16 protein-coding genes are annotated in these 17,772 nt (G+C 71.3%); 8 read left to right on the top strand and 8 right to left on the bottom strand.

Annotation, left to right across the window (positions count from 1 at the left end; genetic code table 11):
- Nucleotides 1-120: 120 nt before the first annotated feature.
- Nucleotides 121-2,778, bottom strand: coding sequence for a streptophobe family protein (locus tag IO24_RS47710; RefSeq protein WP_045296952.1), 2,658 nt, complete (start codon nt 2,776-2,778; stop codon nt 121-123).
- Between the two features lie 240 nt (nt 2,779-3,018).
- On the opposite strand from IO24_RS47710, the gene IO24_RS0134155 reads away from it, so the two are divergent.
- Nucleotides 3,019-5,556, top strand: coding sequence for an ABC transporter ATP-binding protein/permease (locus IO24_RS0134155; protein WP_031142671.1), 2,538 nt, complete (start codon nt 3,019-3,021; stop codon nt 5,554-5,556).
- 88 nt (nt 5,557-5,644) lie between these two features.
- Here the strand turns inward: IO24_RS0134155 and IO24_RS0134150 are convergent, their stop codons facing one another.
- The 3 genes from IO24_RS0134150 to IO24_RS0134140 all read right to left on the bottom strand — a co-directional run bounded on the left by IO24_RS0134150 (nt 5,645) and on the right by IO24_RS0134140 (nt 8,455).
- Nucleotides 5,645-6,373 (bottom strand): transglycosylase SLT domain-containing protein, encoded by a 729-nt coding sequence (locus IO24_RS0134150; RefSeq protein ID WP_031142669.1) that lies wholly within the window; start codon nt 6,371-6,373, stop codon nt 5,645-5,647.
- Between the two features lie 343 nt (nt 6,374-6,716).
- Complete coding sequence (locus tag IO24_RS0134145) at nt 6,717-7,760, bottom strand: S-adenosylmethionine:tRNA ribosyltransferase-isomerase (RefSeq protein ID WP_031142667.1); 1,044 nt, start codon at nt 7,758-7,760, stop codon at nt 6,717-6,719.
- Entirely contained in the window at nt 7,757-8,455 is a 699-nt protein-coding gene (locus tag IO24_RS0134140) for an SDR family NAD(P)-dependent oxidoreductase (RefSeq protein WP_031142665.1), read from the bottom strand. The genes IO24_RS0134145 and IO24_RS0134140 overlap by 4 nt, the downstream gene beginning before the upstream one ends.
- A gap of 235 nt (nt 8,456-8,690) precedes the next feature.
- On the opposite strand from IO24_RS0134140, the gene IO24_RS0134135 reads away from it, so the two are divergent.
- From IO24_RS0134135 to IO24_RS0134125, 3 genes are all read left to right on the top strand, one after another.
- Nucleotides 8,691-9,860: a GAF domain-containing sensor histidine kinase gene (locus IO24_RS0134135; RefSeq protein WP_031142663.1), complete on the top strand. Its 1,170-nt coding sequence runs from the start codon at nt 8,691-8,693 to the stop codon at nt 9,858-9,860.
- Complete coding sequence (locus IO24_RS0134130; protein ID WP_031142661.1) at nt 9,853-10,494, top strand: response regulator; 642 nt, start codon at nt 9,853-9,855, stop codon at nt 10,492-10,494. Before IO24_RS0134135 ends, IO24_RS0134130 begins: the two co-directional genes overlap by 8 nt.
- A gap of 156 nt (nt 10,495-10,650) precedes the next feature.
- Entirely contained in the window at nt 10,651-10,893 is a 243-nt protein-coding gene (locus IO24_RS0134125; RefSeq protein ID WP_030852293.1) for a chaplin, read from the top strand.
- A gap of 237 nt (nt 10,894-11,130) precedes the next feature.
- Here the strand turns inward: IO24_RS0134125 and IO24_RS0134120 are convergent, their stop codons facing one another.
- Complete coding sequence (locus tag IO24_RS0134120) at nt 11,131-11,916, bottom strand: hypothetical protein (protein ID WP_045296948.1); 786 nt, start codon at nt 11,914-11,916, stop codon at nt 11,131-11,133.
- 161 nt (nt 11,917-12,077) lie between these two features.
- Here IO24_RS0134120 and IO24_RS0134115 point away from each other — a divergent pair, with 161 nt between their 5' ends.
- From IO24_RS0134115 to IO24_RS0134105, 3 genes are all read left to right on the top strand, one after another.
- Nucleotides 12,078-12,875 carry an ABC transporter ATP-binding protein gene (locus IO24_RS0134115; protein ID WP_031142657.1) on the top strand — a complete coding sequence of 266 codons (798 nt, stop codon included), beginning with the start codon at nt 12,078-12,080 and terminating at the stop codon, nt 12,873-12,875.
- Between the two features lie 95 nt (nt 12,876-12,970).
- Nucleotides 12,971-13,402, top strand: a complete 432-nt coding sequence (locus IO24_RS0134110; RefSeq protein ID WP_031142654.1) for an NfeD family protein — start codon at nt 12,971-12,973, stop codon at nt 13,400-13,402.
- 132 nt (nt 13,403-13,534) lie between these two features.
- On the top strand, nt 13,535-14,485 hold the full coding sequence (locus tag IO24_RS0134105) for an SPFH domain-containing protein (RefSeq protein ID WP_031142652.1): 951 nt from the start codon (nt 13,535-13,537) through the stop codon (nt 14,483-14,485).
- A 59-nt stretch (nt 14,486-14,544) separates the two neighbouring features.
- Here the strand turns inward: IO24_RS0134105 and IO24_RS0134100 are convergent, their stop codons facing one another.
- From IO24_RS0134100 to IO24_RS0134090, 3 genes are all read right to left on the bottom strand, one after another.
- Entirely contained in the window at nt 14,545-15,051 is a 507-nt protein-coding gene (locus tag IO24_RS0134100; RefSeq protein ID WP_031142650.1) for an HNH endonuclease, read from the bottom strand.
- 210 nt (nt 15,052-15,261) lie between these two features.
- A complete protein-coding gene (locus IO24_RS0134095) occupies nt 15,262-15,801 on the bottom strand; it encodes a YbhB/YbcL family Raf kinase inhibitor-like protein (protein WP_031142648.1) in 540 nt (179 codons plus the stop codon).
- Nucleotides 15,802-15,841: 40 nt separating this feature from the next.
- On the bottom strand, nt 15,842-16,624 hold the full coding sequence (locus IO24_RS0134090; RefSeq protein ID WP_031142646.1) for a sporulation protein: 783 nt from the start codon (nt 16,622-16,624) through the stop codon (nt 15,842-15,844).
- 144 nt (nt 16,625-16,768) lie between these two features.
- Here IO24_RS0134090 and IO24_RS0134085 point away from each other — a divergent pair, with 144 nt between their 5' ends.
- Complete coding sequence (locus tag IO24_RS0134085) at nt 16,769-17,410, top strand: DNA-3-methyladenine glycosylase (RefSeq protein ID WP_031142644.1); 642 nt, start codon at nt 16,769-16,771, stop codon at nt 17,408-17,410.
- The last annotated feature ends 362 nt before the right edge of the window (nt 17,411-17,772 follow it).

Below are 17,772 nucleotides of genomic sequence, written 5' to 3'. Positions count from 1 at the left end.
ACCGTATCCGGCGGGCTGGGCACACCGCCCCTGAGGTCCGTCTGGCGGACAGCGAACACTGCATGTCGCCTCGGTGGCGTGAACCTTGCGTGCCGGTACGGCGTCCGGTGCCCTCGCCGGTCACCTCCCGCCGCGTGGTTTCCGCGGCGGCGGGGGAGGCGGTGGCGGAGGGGGCGGTCCGTCGTCGGGCCGCGCGGGCGGTCCGTTCCCGTTCCGCGGCCCGGGCGACTGCCGGGGGCCACGCGGCGGCGGCCCGACCGGCCGTACGACGGTGGGGGCGCCGTAGATGTCACCGGGAGCGGGGGGCTCGTCGTCCGGCGGCCCCGGCCGGTCCGCTTGCGGGGACGGGTCAGGGCGCTGCGGCGGGCCGGGCTCCGGGAGATGGCCGGGTCGCGGAGGCCTGCCGGTGATCGGCGGAGGCCCGGGGGGCGGGGCGTGGCCGGGGCGGGGCTCCTCGCCGGGACGCCGCCCCGCGGCCCCTGGCCGCTGTTCCTCGCCGATCCGCCGTCCCGCTCCGTACGCTCCATCCACCGGCGGTCCGTCCGAAAGGCGCTCCTCGCCCCCAGGCCTGGCGTCCTCCGGCTCTCGCAGCTCGTCCGGCACCCGGAGATACGGGTTGGTGCCCGGGTTCGGCGGCCGGTACGGCGCGCCCGGCGCGTAGGGCCCTGCTTCCCCACCACCCTCTCCACCCCGCCCTCCGGCCCGCCCGGCACGGCCGTCGTCCCCGGGCCGTACGCTGCCGGCGCCGGGCCAGGCCTGCCGGGCGCCCTCGTCGTGCCTCGCTTGGTCGGGGCCGGCTTGCCCGGCGTCGGCGCTGTCTCCGGGGCGCACGCTGCCGGCGTCCGTCCAGGCCTGGTTGGCGCCCGGATCGCGCTCCGCTGGCCCCGGGCGGCCCCGGGTCTGGTCCGGCCCGGCATCGGCGTGGCCCCCGGGGCGCACGGTGCCGCCGGCGTCGGGCCAGGCCTGCCGGGCGCCCTCGCCGTGCCCTGCCGGGCCGGGGCGGCCCCGGGTCTGGGCCGGCAACCCGGCATCGACGTCGTCTCCGGGCCGTACGGTGCCGGCGTCGGGCCAGGCCTGCTGGGAGCCCTCGTCGTACCTCGCCGGGCCGGGGCCGCCCCGGGCCTGGTCCAACCCGGCACCGGCATCGTCCCCGGGTCGCACCGTGCCGGCCCCCGGCCACGCCTGCCGGCCGCCCTCGTCGTAGCCGGCCGGCGTCCGATCGCCCCAGGGCTCCGCCTCCCCGGCCCCACCTCGCCGAGTTCCCGGTCCTGCCCGGTCGGCCCCGGCCTCGACCCCACCACGCCAAGCTCCCGCTCCGGCCCGGTCGGCCCCGGCCCCGTGCTCGGGCCACCCGGTGCCCGGCAGGCCCGCTGGTCCGCCGGTCGGGGTCGACCCCTCCCCCCGGGCCAACGCCGTAGCCCGCCGCCCCGCCGCCCCGCACCGCCACGCGAGCAACGCCCCCGCCGCCCCGGCCCCCGCGCCCCACCCCGCGCCCAGGAGCAGGGCCGGGCCGGGGTGGCCGTGCAGTTCGATGCCCGCGCCGAAGGCGTCGAAGCCGAGTACGGACAGGGACGCGGTCACGGAGACGTCCGTCAGCCACGCCAGCAGCGGCAGGGCGAGCGCGGTCGCGACCCCGAGCCGCAGCGCACACCGGCCCGCGAAACGAAGGGCAGCCTCCCCCGCCCCAACCGGTGTCCGCACCGCCGCCAACACGCCCGCCAGCAGCATCATCGACCCCGCCGCCACCCCGAGCAGCCACACCCGCCCGTCCAGTTCGGCCAGCCGGCCCAGCGTCACCGGCCGGCCGGAGCCGCCACCGAGCAGATCGTCCAGCGGGTCCGGCAGGAAGCGGGTCAGTTCGCCCGTCGCCCGTCCGTCCCACGGCACGAACAGGCCGAGCGGAATGCCCAGCCACACCCCGTTCGGCGCCCCGAGCAGTGCCGCGCCGGCGATGCGCCCGGGGCGGTCGTCACCGATCGCCGCGTACGCCGCCGCCGCGAACCCCGCCGCCACCGCCACCAGCAGCACGGTCACCACCGCCGACACGGCCGGCCGCACGACCCGGTGCACGGCGTCCCAGCCCCGCGGCAGCGGCGTACGGCGCGAGGCCAGCAGGGCGATGAGGAGGATCCCGGCCGACCAGCCGAACCCGCCGAGCAGCGTCGGGGCGGTGTCGACCGTGAATCCGACCGCGGCCTGCGCGTCGACCAGGTCGCCGAGCCGGTCCGGCAGCAGCCCCCCGATGTCTCCGAGCCCCGGGATCTCGACGGCCCCGCTCCCGCCGGTCACGTCGTCCGGCCCGAGCGACCCACCGTCGATCGTGATGACGTCGTGCCCCGCCCACGCCAGTCCGCCCAGCATCGCCACGAAGAGCACGACCACCGCGCCCGCCCGTGCGAGCAGTTCGGCCCGTGAGATCACAACTCCCGCCGCCCGCAAGGACCGCAGGAAGAACCACGACAGCAGCACCGCCCCGACCAGGCTCACCCCCAGTGGCGTGATCTCGACGGCCGTGTCCGCCTCCGCGCCCGTGAGGCCGAACGCCGAGACGTCACCGGACGGCGTGACCGACCCACCCGCCCCGAGAGCCACCACTGCCGCGGTCATCGGCCCCAACGACCCCGCCGTGTCCGCCTCCAGCAGCCGCAGGCCCAGCGCAGCCGTCCCCGCCATCCCGATCAACGCCCAGCTCACGGCCGTCACGGCGGACATCAGCACGTCCCCCCACGGCACGCGCCCGTCGTCCCTGGCCGTCTCGACCCCTGCGCCAGCCCTCATGGCAGACCCCCCGATCCGCTGCGCGGCGGAACACCACGCATGTCCCCCTCGCGTCGAAATACCACTCTCCGGCCCGGTTTCAACCCCGTCAACGGAATCGGCGGATGCGTCCGGACGCGGTCTTCACAAGGCCCGACTTTCGGTCAGAGGGCAGCTCCTGAAATAGTTCCCCCCGATGTTCGACATCCCTAGACTCCCCATGCCGGGGGTAAATCGGGGGACAACTCAGTGGGGCATGGAGTGCCGGAACTCGTACTGGAATCAAACGGACGTACCTGGACGCTCGATCCGTCCAGGGCATACACCCTCGGACGTGATCCGCAGGGGGACGTCGTCTTCGACGACGCCAGGGTTTCCTGGCGTCACGCCACGGTCAGCTTCAACGGCCGCAGTTGGGTCATCGAGGACCACGGCAGCACCAACGGCACGTTCGTGCAGGGGCAGCGCATCCATCAGATGGAGCTCGGCCCCGGCTCGGCCGTCAACCTGGGCAACGCGACCGACGGCCCGCGCCTGAACCTGTCCGGCGCCGCGGCCTCGGTCGCCACGCCGCAGGCGGAGCCCCAGCAGCAGCCGTATGCCGCGCAGGGCGCGAACCCCGGCTGGGGCCAGCAGGCCCCGGCCCAGCCGCCGCCGCACCAGCAGCCGCAGCAGCAGGCCCCCCAGGCCGGCTGGCAGCAGCCGCAGCAGGCCGCGGCGCACATCCCGCAGCAGCAGGGTGCCGGCGGTGCCGCGGGGGCGCCGCCGGTCTACGGCGACCGCAGTCCGACCACGTTCCACCAGTTCTCCCTCGGCCGCGTGATGCGCATCGGCCGTGCCCTGGAGAACGAGCTGGTCGTCTCGGACCTGCAGGTCTCCCGGCACCACGCCGAGTTCCACGCCACGCCCGACGGGCGCATGGAGATCCGTGACCTCGGCTCCCACAACGGCACGTACGTCAACGGCCAGCCCATCGCCAAGGGCGGCGCGCAGCTGCTCGGCCCGACCGACGTCGTCGGCGTCGGCCACTCGACGTTCCGCATCGTCGGCGACCGGCTCGAGGAGTTCGTCGACACCGGTGAGGTGTCCTTCTCCGCCCGTCATCTCACCGTCACGGTCGACGGCGGCAAGCAGATCCTCAAGGACGTGTCCTTCGGCGTTCCGGAGAAGTCGCTGATCGCGGTCATCGGCCCGTCCGGTTCCGGCAAGTCGACCTTGCTCAAGGCGCTCACCGGTTACCGCCCCGCCAACCAGGGCGAGGTGCTGTACGACAACCGGAACCTTTACAAGCAGTTCGCCGAGCTGCGTCAGCGCATCGGTCTGGTCCCGCAGGACGACATCCTGCACAAGGAGCTGACCGTCAAGAAGGCCCTCAAGTACGCGGCCAAGCTGCGCTTCCCCGCCGACACCACGGCGGCCGAGCGCGAGGCCCGCATCGACGAGGTGCTGCGCGAGCTCAAGCTCGACATCCACAAGGACAAGAAGGTCACGTCCCTCTCCGGTGGCCAGCGCAAGCGCGTCTCGGTCGCCCTGGAGCTGCTGACCAAGCCGTCGCTGATCTTCCTGGACGAGCCCACCTCCGGCCTCGACCCGGGCATGGACCGCGACGTCATGCAGCTGCTGCGCGGCCTGGCCGACGACGGCCGTACGGTCCTCGTCGTCACCCACTCCGTGGCCGAGCTGGCGATCTGCGACAAGCTGCTGGTGATGGCGCCGGGCGGCTCGGTCGCCTACTTCGGCCCGCCCGAGGAGGCGCTGAACTTCTTCGGCTACGACACCTGGGCCGATGTCTTCTCCGCCTTCGAGAACTACCGCGACTACGACTGGGCGGGCCGCTGGAAGGGCTCGCAGCACTACCAGATGTACGCCGCGGACATCGACGCCGTCGCGCCGCAGTCCGTACAGGTTCCGCACATGCAGGCGATGAAGCCGCCGAAGCCGCAGGGCTGGATGTCCCAGTTCGTCACGCTCGTCCGGCGTTACGTCTCGGTAATCGTGTCCGACAAGGGCTTCCTCGCCCTGATGGTGATCCTGCCGGCCGTGCTCGGCGCGGTCAGCCTGCTCATCGACGCCGACAAGGGCCTGCTGCCCAACCCGGCGAACCCGCAGACCGGCCGGATCATCCCGAACGGCACGGCCACCACGGTCCTGCTGATCCTCGCGGTCGGCGCCTGCTTCGCGGGTGCGGCGAACTCGGTCCGAGAACTGATCAAGGAACGCGTCATCTACGAGCGGGAGCGTGCCACCGGCCTCTCCCGCTCGGCGTACCTGATGTCGAAGGTGTTCGTGCTCGGCATGATCACCGTGCTCCAGGGCCTGCTGGTCGGCGTCATCGGCTTCTCCAGCCGTGAGATCCCCGAGGAGGGCCTGGTCCTCGGCAGCGCGACCCTCGTCGAGCTCTCCATCCCGATCATGGCGCTGGGCTTCACCTCGATGATGTTCGGCCTGATCATCTCCTCGCTGGTGAAGACCGCCGAGAAGACCATGCCGCTGCTGGTGATGTTCGCCATCATCCAGGTCGTCTTCACCGGCTGCCTGTTCACGCTGCACGGCTCGATCGGCGTCAATCAGTTCTCGTTCCTGATGCCGTCGCGCTGGGCGGTCGCCGCCTCCGGTGCCACGCTGGACTTCAACAAGATCAGCCCGCCCGAGACGGCCGGCGACACCGACCCGCTGTGGGAGCACACGGTCGGGGCGTGGGCCATGGACATGGGCGCGCTCCTCGCGATCGGCGTGCTCTGCGGCTTCTTCGTGGCCCGCTTCCTGCGCCGCCACGAGCCCGAGGTCATGCGGAAGTAGTCGCCGCCTGCGACGCCCGAAGGGCGGCACCCCGTCAGGGGGTGCCGCCCTTCGGCGTTCGTGCAGCGAGCAGAGGTCCGCGCCGGCCTCAGTACGCGCTGTCGACGTTGTCCATCGAGCCGTACTTGTCGGCCGCGTAGTTGCAGGCGGCGGTGATGTTGGCTACCGGGTCGTAGATGTCCCAGGAGGTGCCGGGGACGTGCCAGTGCTTGAAGGTCGGCGGGATGACCTGCAGCAGACCCTTCGACGGGATGCCGTTGATGGCGTTGATGTCCCAGTTGTTGATCGCCTTCGGGTCACCCGAGGACTCCCGGATGATGTTGCGCTTGATGCCGTCGTAGGAGCCCGGGATCCCGTGCTTCTTCATGACGTCGAGCGACTCGCGGATCCAGCCGTCGAGGTTGTTCGGGTAGCTCTTGGCGGCGGCCTTCTTGACCTGGGCGCGCTTGGCGTCGCGGCTCGCGGCCTCCTTGGCCTGGCGCGCGGCCTCGGCCTTCTTCTTCGCCGCCTCGGTGGCGGCCTTCTTCTTGGCGGCCGCCGCGGCGTCGGCCTTCTTCTTCGCCGCTATCTGCTCGGCCTTCAGGCTGGCGCCGGCCATCTGGTCCGTGACGCTCGCCTTGACGTCCTTGATCTGCTCGTTGCTGTACGCCACCGCAGCCGGCTGAGCGGCCTCGGTCGTGGTCTTGGTCGAGGCGCCGCTCGGTACCGCGGAGAATCCGATGGCGGCGGCACCGAGGGTGGCGACACCGGCCATGGCGATCTTGTGGTGACGGGTCAGGCTACGACTCTGAACACGGCTGAAGATGTTCTTGGGCATGCTGCTGTGGACCTCTTCGAATAGCGCGGGAGTCGCTCGGCGTCCGGCGTTGGACTCGGTGTGTTTCCGACACAAACGCCGCGGAGGTGAACCCACGGCGCTGAGCGACGTCAGCAATTCTTAGCGGCCGCAAAATGGCGTGGCAAAGGTGTGACGTACGAAGGAAGATAGTGGATCAGGGATGGGTAAATCGGGGCAGATTGGACTATCCGCGCCGCTCAAAAGGTGGGGCTTTGTCTCCTACGCACTTTCGTACGTGACGTGCGCCCTATGCGCGGGCTCACACCGGCCGGCACGCGTTCTCACCGCCCGTTGCACAAGCGATGCTCTGTGTGAGGCCCTTTCAGGGCAGCACGAGGTGCACGTCCCCGAACTCGTGCCACAGGTACCGGCCCTGGAGCGCGGCCTCGTATCCCCGCTCGATCGCCACCCGCCCCGCAACCGCCTCCAGCATCAGCAGATGCGAGGCCTCCGGCTCGTGCAGCCCGGTCAGCAGCCCGTCCACCACCCGCACCCCCCGCTCCGGCGTGACGACGAGATCCGTCCATCCCGCACGCGCGCGTACGGCTCCGTCGGCGCCCACCGCCGACTCCACGGCCCGCACCGCCGTCGTCCCGACCGCCACGACCCGGCCCCCACCGGCCTCAGCCGCGTTGATCAGCCGCGCCGACGCCTCCGGCACCGCGAAACGCTCCGGGTACGGCGGCTCGTGCGCCTCCGCCGAGGCCACCCCCGTGTGCAGCGTGACCGGCGCGAACTGCACCCCCCGGCTCACCAGCTCCGCCACCAGCCGGGCCGTGAAGGGCCGCGCCGCGCTCGGCATCTCCGCACTGCCCGCCCCGTCGGCGGACGGCAGCGCGAACACCGTCTGGTAGACGGACAGCGGCTGGTCCCGCCGTGTGTAGGCGTAGCGAATGGGCCGCCCGTACGCCCGCAGCAACCCCGGTACCCCCGGCCCGGACACCCGCGCCCACCACAGCCGCTCGCTCCGCCCGCTCAGCGGCTCCTCCAGAACCAGGCGTACGTCCCCCGGCAGGCACACCTCCCTCCCCGCGGGCCCACCCGCACGCGCGCGCGTGGTGCCCCGCCCGTCAGGGTCCCGCAGCTCCACCGCCCAGCGGCCGTCGTCCCCGGGCGTGGAGAAGTGCACCACCACACGCGCGTGCCCGGTCCATCCGTCCACGGCCGCCGCCAGCGTGGCCGAGGTGTTGACCACGAGCAGATCCCCGGCCCGCAACAGCCGCGGCAGCTCCGTGAACGCGTGATGGGCCACGTCGGTACCCCGCGACACCAGCATCCGCACGGAGTCCCGCTCCAGCCCGGGCCCCCGCTGCTCGACGGGCACCCGGGCCGACAGCTCCTCCGGTACGCACACGGCCGGTGTCATCGGACCCCGTCCAGCAGAGCCGGAGCCCGGTACCGACCGCTCACCGGCCGCTCGTCCAGCAGCCGCAGGAACCCCGGCACCACAGCCGCCGGCTCCCGCCGCGGTTCCCGGTCGTCCGGTACGGCCGCCGCGTACAGGTCCGTGGCCATGTCCCCGGGATCCACCGCCCAGAACCGCAGCCCTGGCTCCTCCACGGCCAGCACGGCCACCAGATGGTCCAGGGCCGCCTTGGACGCCCCGTAGCCGCCCCAGGTCTCGTACGCCTCGGCCGCCGCGTCCGAGCTGACCGCGACGACCGTGCCCGCCCGCGAGGCCCGCAACAGCGGCAGCGCCTCCTGGACCAGGCCGAGCCCCGCGACCAGGTTCACCTCCAGCGCCCGGCGCAGCCCCTCCAGCGACAGCTCCTCCAGCCGCACCAGCGGCTCGGCGCCCAGCGCGCTCGCGTTGTGCACCAGCAGATCGACGCCGCCCAGCCGCCAGGCCGCCGACACCAGCTCCGCCCGGTGCGCGGCGTCCGTGACGTCCCCGGGCAGGGCGGTCACGCGCGTGCCGTGCGCGGAGACGACCCCGGCCGTGTCCGCCAGCGCCTCGGCGCCCCTGGCATCGAGCACCAGGTCCCAGCCCCGCCCGGCCAGGGCGTCCGCCAGCGCCCGCCCCAGGCCCTTCGACGCCCCGGTGATGATCGCAACCGGCATGATCTGCTCCCTCGTCGTGATCGCGTGCCCACAACCTAGGAACGGGGCCGCCCCCGCCGCCTCGGACGCGGGCCGCAATCCGCGCGGTCCCTTCGCCCTACGCCACGGGCCCGGCGCCCCCGGTCCTACACCTCGCATCCGGCCGTCTCGGCCCCGCGACCTAGGCCCACTGGACCGGACGCCCGCCGCCACCGGTCCGATCCGCGCTGTCACAACCCGCCGGTACCGTGAGGACATGAGCCACGGTCCCCGGTCCGGCCTCGCCGCGGTGAGCTCCGCGTTGCTGGCCATGAGCAGGCATCTCGAGGTGCGCGACGTCCTCAAGACGATCGTCGCCTCGGCCCGCGAGCTGCTCGACGCGCAGTACGCCGCGCTCGGCGTCCCGGACGACCACGGCGGCTTCGCCCAGTTCGTCGTCGACGGCGTCAGCGAGGAGCAGTGGAAGGCCATCGGCCCCCTGCCGCGCCAGCACGGCATCCTCGCCGCGATGCTGCACGAGGCCAGGGCCGAGCGCCTCGCGGACGTCCGCAAGGACCCCCGCTTCGAAGGCTGGCCGAAGGCCCACCCGGACCTGGTCGACTTTTTGGGCCTGCCGATCCGCGACGGTGACGAGGTCATCGGCGCCCTGTTCCTGGCCAACAAGCTGCGTCCTGAGGAGGGACACGCCCCGTGCCACGAGCCGCACGGCGGTTGCGGCTTCACGCAGGACGACGAGGAACTGCTCGGCATCCTCGCCCAGCACGCGGCGATCGCCCTCACCAACGCCCGCCTCTACGAGCGCAGCCGTGAACTCACCATCGCCGAGGAGCGCTCCCGGCTCGCCCACGAACTGCACGACGCGGTCAGCCAGAAGCTCTTCTCCCTCCGCCTGACCGCCCAGGCCGCGGCCCGCCTGGTGGACCGCGATCCCAGCCGCGCCAAGGGCGAACTCCAGCAGGTGGCGGCCCTCGCCGCCGAGGCCGCCGACGAACTGCGCGCGGCCGTCGTCGAGTTGCGTCCCGCCGCCCTCGACGAGGACGGCCTCGTGGCGACCCTCCGGACGCAGATCCAGGTCCTCGACCGGGCCCACAGTGCCCGCGTCACCTTCGCCGGCCACGGCGTGAAGGCCCTGCCCGCCTCCCAGGAGGAGGCTCTCCTGCGCGTCGCCCAGGAGGCCCTGCACAACGCCCTGCGCCACTCCGGCGCCGACCACGTCGACGTGACCCTGGACCGCCGCGGCGGCGGAGCCGTCCTGCGGGTCACGGACGACGGCAGCGGCTTCGACCCGACGGTGGTCCGCCGTGCGGGACGCCATCTCGGCCTGGTCTCGATGCGGGACCGGGCGAGCGGCGCCGGCGGCACGCTGACCGTGGAATCGGCGCCCGGCAAGGGCACCGTGATCGAGATGGAGGTCCCCGGTGGCTGACGCAATCAAGGTGCTGCTCGTCGACGACCACCAGGTCGTCCGCCGGGGCCTGCGCACGTTCCTCGAAGTGCAGGACGACATCGAGGTCGTCGGCGAGGCGGCGGACGGCGCCGAGGGAGTCGACCGCGCCGAGGAGTTGCAGCCCGACGTCATCCTCATGGACGTCAAGATGCCGGGCATGGACGGCGTCGACGCCCTGCGCAGACTCCGCGAGCTGGACAACCGCGCGCGCGTGCTGGTCGTCACCAGCTTCACCGAGCAGCGCACGGTGGTCCCGGCCCTGCGCGCCGGTGCCGCCGGGTACGTCTACAAGGACGTCGACCCCGACGCCCTCGCCGGAGCCATCCGCTCGGTCCACGCCGGGCACATCCTCCTCCAGCCGGAGGTCGCCGGCGTCCTGCTGGCGCAGGAGGAGACCAACTCGGGCACGGGAAGGGCCGGTTCACTCACCGAGCGGGAGCGCGAGGTCCTCGGCCTGATAGCGGACGGCCGCTCCAACCGGGAGATCGCCCGCGCGCTCGTCCTCTCCGAGAAGACCGTCAAGACCCACGTCTCGAACATCCTCATGAAACTCGATCTGTCCGACCGAACACAGGCCGCCCTGTGGGCCGTTCGCCATGGCGTGACCGGCTGACACGCTTGCCCCACCGCAAGACGGAAGGTTGCGTTCCGGACCGAGATTCATACTGTCGTGGGAACGTCCCTCACATGGCGCAACCTCGGTGGATCTCCGCCGTTCTCCAGTGCGTGCTGCGGCGCCTGCCGCGGCAATCGCAAGGAGGGCTCAGAAGTGAAGAACCTGAAGAAGGCAGCGGCCGTGACGATGGTGACGGGTGGCCTGCTGGCCGCCGGCGCGGGCATGGCTTCCGCCACCAGCGCCCACGCCGACGGCCAGGCCGTGGGCTCCCCGGGCGTCGGCTCGGGCAACGTCGTCCAGGCCCCGGTGCACGTCCCGGTCAACGTGTCCGGCAACAGCGTGAACGTCGTGGGCATCCTGAACCCGGCCTTCGGTAACCTCGCCGTCAACCACTGACGCACCGCCTCCGTCTCCGAGCCGGAGGTGACCCCGGCCTCCCGGCATCGCCTGGGAGGCCGGTCGGCATCACCACGGGCACCCGCCCCGCTTAGCTGCGGGCAGTCGTACCGCCTGGGGCGGCACGGGTGGGCGCAGCGGCACCCCGCAGCGCCGGGCTGTGCACGCACCCGCCCTCAGCATCAACGCCGCACCAGACCAACCCCGGTCAGTGCCCCCACCGCACCGCTGCCCAGATCACCGCACCCCCCGCTCCCGCTCCTCCACAACAGAGTTGTACGCGGCGACCTGTGCTCGCCGAGCCGTCCGTTCCACCGGCCGCAGCGCCTCCCGCCGCGCAGAGATCTCGGACGAACTCACCGCGCCACCGTGCCCGCTCTCCGTCGCCACGGCGATCAGCGCCCCCACCCGCTGCGACAGCTCCAGTACCCGCACCGCCCGCGGCGGATACCCCGGCGCCAGCACCTCCCGCCCCCGCTCGGCCCGCGCCCGATACGCGTCGACCGCCGCCTCCGCCACCGGCCCCGACCCGGCCACATCCAGCCGCGTCAGCGCCTCGGTGGCCTCCCGCAGGGCCTCCGCGAGCTCCCGCTCCGCCTCACCCAGCGACGGCACATCCGCGGGCGGCGCCTCCCGCACGGGCAGCACATGCCACACCACCTCGACCTGCACACCCTCGGGCCCGACGTCGTACACGTCCGGCACCAGCCCGAGGGCGGCCCCGTGACAGACCACCGCCTCCTCGGCCTCCAGCGCCCGCGCGTTGAACTCCGGCGGTCCGCTCAGCCCCAGCGGATGCCCCGGCGCGGGCAGCGCCACCCGCAGCCCGGTCACCCCGAGCGTCCGCAGCCGCCCCAGCGCGAGGGTGAGCCCCACGGGCGACGACTCCCCGGGCAGCCCCTGCACCCGGTGCACCGCGTCTTCGCCGACGATGGCAAGCGCAGCGTCATCCGGAGAGACAAGTCCGGCCAACAGGGCATTTCCCCAAGCTGTAAGACGTCCAGCACGTGGTTCCGAAAGCATGCCCCCACCCTAGGACCCTCCAAGGACCGGACCGAGGGAATGCCCCGGTCGGCCGGTGGCGTAGATTTCATGGAGGGCTGCGCCCACCGGCGCGGCGGACCGAGCCACAGGCTTACGCGACAGCCGAGACCGGCCACACTGCAAGGGGAGACAACGCGCTCATGAGCGATGTTCTGGAGCTTCAGGACGTATCCGTGGTCCGTGAGGGCCGGGCTCTGGTGGACCAGGTCTCCTGGTCGGTCAAGGAGGGCGAGCGCTGGGTCATCCTCGGCCCGAACGGCGCCGGCAAGACCACCCTCCTCAACCTCGCTTCCACCTACGTCTACCCCAGCTCGGGCACCGCCGCCATCCTCGGCGAGACCCTCGGCCGCCCCGGCACCGACGTCTTCGAGCTGCGCCCCCGCATCGGCATGGCCGGCATCGCCATGACCGAGAAGCTCCCCAAGCGCCAGAGCGTCCTGGAGACGGTCCTGACCGCCGCCTACGGCATGACGGCCACCTGGCACGAGGACTACGAGGACATCGACGAGCAGCGCGCCCGCGCCTTCCTCGACCGCCTCGGCATGAGCGACTACCTGGAGCGCAGGTTCGGCACGCTCTCCGAGGGCGAGCGCAAGCGCACCCTGATCGCCCGCGCCCTGATGACCGACCCCGAGCTGCTCCTCCTCGACGAGCCCGCCGCCGGCCTCGACCTCGGCGGCCGCGAGGACCTGGTGCGCCGCCTCGGCCGTCTCGCCCTCGACCCGATCGCCCCCTCGATGCTGATGGTCACCCACCACGTCGAGGAGATCCCCCCGGGCTTCACCCACGTCCTGATGATCCGCCAGGGCAAGGTCCTCGCCGCCGGGCCGCTGGAGCTCGAACTCACCTCCCGCAACCTCTCCCTCTGCTTCGGCCTCCCGCTCGTCGTCGAACAGTCGGGCGAACGCTGGACCGCGCAGGGCCTCCCGCTCTCCTGAGGTTGCCCACCACCCCGCAAATCCCAAAGTAAGAACGGGATTTCACACCACGGGCGCCCTGTCGGCGACAGGGCCCGCGGACCTACCATGACCATGTGGAAATCGACGCATGGCTGTGGTGGCTGATCGGCGCGGCAGCGCTCGGCATCGCGCTCGTGGTCACCGCGATGCCCGAACTCGCGATGCTGGCGGTGGGCGCCATCGCCGCGGCGGTGGTCACCGGCGTCTTCGGCGGCGGAGCCGTCGCACAAGTCGTGGTCTTCGCCGTCATCTCGACCGCGGGCATCGCCGTCGTACGGCCCATCGCGAACCGGCACCGTGCCCAGCGACCCCAATTCGCCTCCGGAGTGGACGCCTTGAAGGGCAGACAGGCCGTCGTCCTGGAACGCGTCGACGCCTCCGGCGGCCGGATCAAGCTGGCCGGCGAGGTCTGGTCGGCCCGCGCCCTCGACACCGACCGCGCCTACGAAGCGGGCCAGGAAGTGGATGTCGTGGACATCGAAGGAGCCACCGCGATCATCATGTGACCTCGCAGGACGTAACTGGAGTGAACTCCTCGCCAGCTACGCGACGGTCTGTCAGACTCGACCAGCAAGATCTTCGACAACCATAAGATCTGCCGAAGGCGCCGAAGCGGAGAAGGGACACGGGGAACGACGATGGAACCGGTCATCATCGTCCTGATCATTCTGGTGGTGTTGGTCTTCATCGCCCTGATCAAGACGATCCAAGTCATCCCACAGGCCAGCGCGGCCATCGTCGAGCGCTTCGGGCGCTACACACGGACTCTCAACGCGGGCCTCAACATCGTCGTCCCGTTCATCGACACCATCCGCAACCGCATCGACCTGCGCGAACAGGTCGTGCCCTTCCCGCCGCAGCCGGTGATCACCCAGGACAACCTGGTCGTGAACATCGACACCGTCATCTACTACCAGGTGACCGACGCACGGGCCGCGACGTACGAAGTCGCCAGCTACATCCAGGCGATCGAGCAGCTCACCGTCACCACGCTCCGCAACATCATCGGTGGCATGGACCTGGAGCGGACCCTGACCTCCCGCGAGGAGATCAACGCGGCCCTGCGCGGCGTCCTCGACGAGGCCACCGGCAAGTGGGGCATCCGCGTCAACCGCGTCGAACTCAAGGCGATCGAACCTCCCACCTCCATCCAGGACTCGATGGAGAAGCAGATGCGCGCCGACCGCGACAAGCGCGCAGCGATCCTCCAGGCCGAAGGTGTCCGGCAGTCCGAGATCCTGCGCGCCGAGGGTGAGAAGCAGTCCCAGATCCTGCGCGCCGAAGGTGAGGCCAAGGCCGCGGCCCTGCGCGCCGAGGGCGAGGCCCAGGCCGTCCGCACGGTGTTCGAGGCCATCCACGCCGGCGACCCGGACCAGAAGCTCCTCTCCTACCAGTACCTCCAGATGCTCCCCAAGATCGCCGAAGGCGACGCCAACAAGCTCTGGATCGTCCCCAGCGAAATCGGCGACGCCCTCAAGGGCCTCTCCGGCGCCATGGGCAACTTCGGTGGCCTCGGCGGCGGCAACGGCGGCGCGTCCGGCGGCGGCGTCCCCGCCCAGGAACGCCGCGAGAAGCCGTCCATCGACTGACCCGGCACATATTGAAGGGGCCCGCTTCCCAAGGAAGCGGGCCCCTTCAAATGACAGCTCTAGGCCGCGGGCCGGGCCAGCCACTCCGGCAGCGCGGCGAAGTCGTCCTGCCCCAGCGCCAGCAGCATCGCGTTCGCAGGAGTCGGCTCGAACGGTTGCCGCAGCAGCGGCATCCCCGCCTCCTCCGGTGTCCGGTTCGCCTTACGGTGATTGTCCTGCGCACACGAGGCCACCGTGTTCAGCCACGTGTCCTGACCCCCCTGCGACCGCGGCACCACGTGGTCCACGGTCGTCGCCCGCCTCCCGCAGTACGCGCACCGGTGCCGGTCCCTGACCAGCACACCCCGCCTCGACCACGGCGCTCGTCTTCGGAACGGCACCCGCACGTACTGGCAGAGCCTGATCACGCGGGGCGCCGGTATGTCGACCGCGGCTCCCCGCATCCGCAGTTCGGGGTGGGACTGCTCGACGACGGCCTTGTCCTGAAGCACCAGAACGACGGCTCGGTTCAACGTCACCGTCGACAGCGGCTCGAAGCTCGCGTTGAGTACCAGCGTGTCCCGCATACCAGCCCACCTCCCGTGTGCACCGGCCCACCCCCTGGCGGGCTGGGATCAACTCTGGCCGGGCACGCCGAGATGGACAACGCAATATCTGCTGCTCCCACGGGGGGTGACCCCCCGCGACCCCCGGCAACAAAAATGCCCGCTCCTGATCAATTCCAAGACCAGGAGCGGGCAAACGTTCCATGAACGCCGGGATTGCGGGCGGCCTGCTCAGCCCTCGGCGGGCACCTCGTACTCACCGATCAGCTGGGCCCGTCCGATCGTGTGGAACCGCAGGTTGAAGCCCACGACGGCCGGCGACGCGTCCGCGTCCGGACCGAGCTTCTCCTGATCCACGGCGTACACCGTGAAGACGTACCGGTGCGGCCCGTCCCCGGGAGGCGGCGCGGCCCCACCGAATTCCTTGCCGCCGTAGTCGTTACGAGCGTGGATCGCACCCTCCGGCAGACCCTCGAACTTGCCGCCGCCCGCGCCCGCCGGCAGCTCGGTCACCGACACCGGGATGTCGAACAGCACCCAGTGCCAGAACCCACTGCCCGTCGGAGCATCGGGGTCGTAGCAGGTCACGGCGAAGCTCTTGGTCTCGGGCGGGAAGCCCTCCCACCGCAGCTGCGGCGAGGTGTTGCCGGCCGCCTGGACCTGAGCGTCCTTGAGCGTCGCCCCTTCTTCGACGTCCTCGCTCGTCACCGTGAACGACGCGACGGGCGGATGGAAGTCGTGGGGGAGCGGCCGCCGCTTGAGCTCGGTCACCTCGGTACCTCCTGATCGTTACTTGCAGTCGCCCCCGAGCCTAGAACCAGTTGCGCTTGCTGCCGACCTCGGACAGCCACTGGTTGAGGTAAGCGGTCCAGTCGGTCCCCTGGTAGTCGTCGAGACCCACCTGGAAGGACCGGAAGGTGTCGCTGCCCTCGCTGAAGAGCCCCGGCTTCTTGTCCATCTCCAGCACCACGTCCATGGCCCGTGCGTCGGCCACGAAGCTCAGCTCGACCTGGTTCAGCCCCCGGTACTGCTGTGGCGGGTAGAACTCGATCTCCTGGTAGAACGGCAGCTTCTGCCGCGTACCCCGGATGACACCGCGCTCCATGTCGGCGTTCTTGAACCGGAAGCCCAGCTGGATGAAGGCGTCCAGGATCGCCTTCTGCGCCGGCAGCGGGTGCACGCTGACCGGGTCCAGGTCACCGGAGTCCACCGCACGTGCGATCTCCAGCTCGGTGGACACGCCGATGTTCATTCCGCGCAGGGGCTGACCGTCGATCGTCGTGATCGGTGTCTCCCACGGGATCTCGAGACCGAACTGCACCGCGTGCACCGCGTTCGCCTGCAGCTCGAACGCCCCGCCCAGCCGCGACTTCGTGAACTCGATGTCCTGCTTGTACTCCTGGTCGCCGCTCTCCACCTCGACCTTGGCCTGCAGTCCGACCGAGAGCCCCTCGATCTGCTGGTTGACGGACCCGCCCTGGATCCGCACCTCACCCTGGACGACGCCGCCCGGGACGACGTTGACCTCGTGGAGCACCGTCTCGACCGAAGCCCCGCCGGCCCCCAGGCTCGCGAGCAGCTTCTTGAACGCCATGTCTCTCCCTCTCGCCCACTACGGGTGGATCCTTGATCCTTACAAACGCGATCCGGACGTGGCCGGTTCCATGCCCCACCCTGGCAAGGCCGGTGCCCGACGGCCACCCCGCGGCACGATTCGTCTCCAGTACCCTCGGACGGCATGATCGCGACCCCCGACCGTACGCCCCTGTCCAGGGAGTTCTTCGACCGGCCCGTCCTCGATGTCGCCCCCGACCTCCTCGGCCGCATCCTGGTCCGCAGCACCCCGGACGGTCCGATCGCCCTCCGCATCACCGAGGTCGAGGCCTACGACGGCGCCGATGACCCCGGCTCCCACGCCTATCGCGGCCGCACGGCCCGCAACGGCGTGATGTTCGGTCCGCCCGGTCACGTGTACGTCTACTTCACCTATGGCATGTGGTTCTGCATGAACCTGGTCTGCGGCCCCGAGGGAAAGGCGAGCGCGGTCCTGCTGCGCGCCGGCGAGATCATCGAGGGCGCCGAGCTGGCCCGCACCCGTCGACTCTCGGCCCGCAACGACAAGGAACTGGCCAAGGGCCCGGCCCGTCTGGCCACGGCCCTGAACGTGGACCGCTCCCTGGACGGCACGGACGCGTGTACCTCCGAGGACACCCCGCTCCGCATCCTGACGGGCGCTCCCAACCCCTCCGACCAGGTACTCAACGGCCCCCGCACCGGTGTGGGCGGCGACGGGGCCGTGCACCCCTGGCGCTTCTGGGTCGCCAACGACCCGACGGTGAGCCCGTATCGAGCCCATGTCCCGAGGCGCCGCCGAAGTTGACTCGCCCTGCCAGGGTGCGTAATGTAGTCCGAGCCGCTGAACCGGGTACGGCAATCGCCAGCAGCCGGAAGCGACAAAACCACTACCTAGCGACCCCCCTCAGCAGGGGCGAATTCGGCGTGCCCGCATGCCTGAATTCGACGCCGACAGACTCGATTATGAGTTGGACGGGGAATCGGCTAACGTAGTGAATGTCGAAAGGCCGACGAGCGAAAGCCCGGGCCGAACGGCAAATCCCGCCGACAGGGAATCGGATCGAAAAGGATCTGATAGAGTCGGAAACGCAAGACCGAAGGGAAGCGCCCGGAGGAAAGCCCGAGAGGGTGAGTACAAAGGAAGCGACCGTTCCTTGAGAACTCAAC

It is taken from the genome of Streptomyces flavovariabilis (genome assembly GCF_000725785.1).
GTDB classification, from domain to species: Bacteria; Actinomycetota; Actinomycetes; order Streptomycetales; family Streptomycetaceae; genus Streptomyces; species Streptomyces hawaiiensis.
This window is presented reverse-complemented; position numbering and strand designations above follow the sequence as displayed.

Excerpts from the sequence above, each read along its gene's own strand:
- IO24_RS47710 (WP_045296952.1), bottom strand. The coding sequence starts at position 2,778 with ATGAGGGCTGGCGCAGGGGTCGAGACGGCCAGGGACGACGGGCGCGTG.
- IO24_RS0134150 (WP_031142669.1), bottom strand. The coding sequence starts at position 6,373 with ATGCCCAAGAACATCTTCAGCCGTGTTCAGAGTCGTAGCCTGACCCGT.
- IO24_RS0134145 (WP_031142667.1), bottom strand. The coding sequence starts at position 7,760 with ATGACACCGGCCGTGTGCGTACCGGAGGAGCTGTCGGCCCGGGTGCCC.
- IO24_RS0134140 (WP_031142665.1), bottom strand. The coding sequence starts at position 8,455 with ATGCCGGTTGCGATCATCACCGGGGCGTCGAAGGGCCTGGGGCGGGCG.
- IO24_RS0134135 (WP_031142663.1), top strand. The coding sequence starts at position 8,691 with ATGAGCCACGGTCCCCGGTCCGGCCTCGCCGCGGTGAGCTCCGCGTTG.
- IO24_RS0134120 (WP_045296948.1), bottom strand. The coding sequence starts at position 11,916 with ATGCTTTCGGAACCACGTGCTGGACGTCTTACAGCTTGGGGAAATGCC.
- IO24_RS0134115 (WP_031142657.1), top strand. The coding sequence starts at position 12,078 with ATGAGCGATGTTCTGGAGCTTCAGGACGTATCCGTGGTCCGTGAGGGC.
- IO24_RS0134105 (WP_031142652.1), top strand. The coding sequence starts at position 13,535 with ATGGAACCGGTCATCATCGTCCTGATCATTCTGGTGGTGTTGGTCTTC.
- IO24_RS0134100 (WP_031142650.1), bottom strand. The coding sequence starts at position 15,051 with ATGCGGGACACGCTGGTACTCAACGCGAGCTTCGAGCCGCTGTCGACG.
- IO24_RS0134090 (WP_031142646.1), bottom strand. The coding sequence starts at position 16,624 with ATGGCGTTCAAGAAGCTGCTCGCGAGCCTGGGGGCCGGCGGGGCTTCG.
- IO24_RS0134085 (WP_031142644.1), top strand. The coding sequence starts at position 16,769 with ATGATCGCGACCCCCGACCGTACGCCCCTGTCCAGGGAGTTCTTCGAC.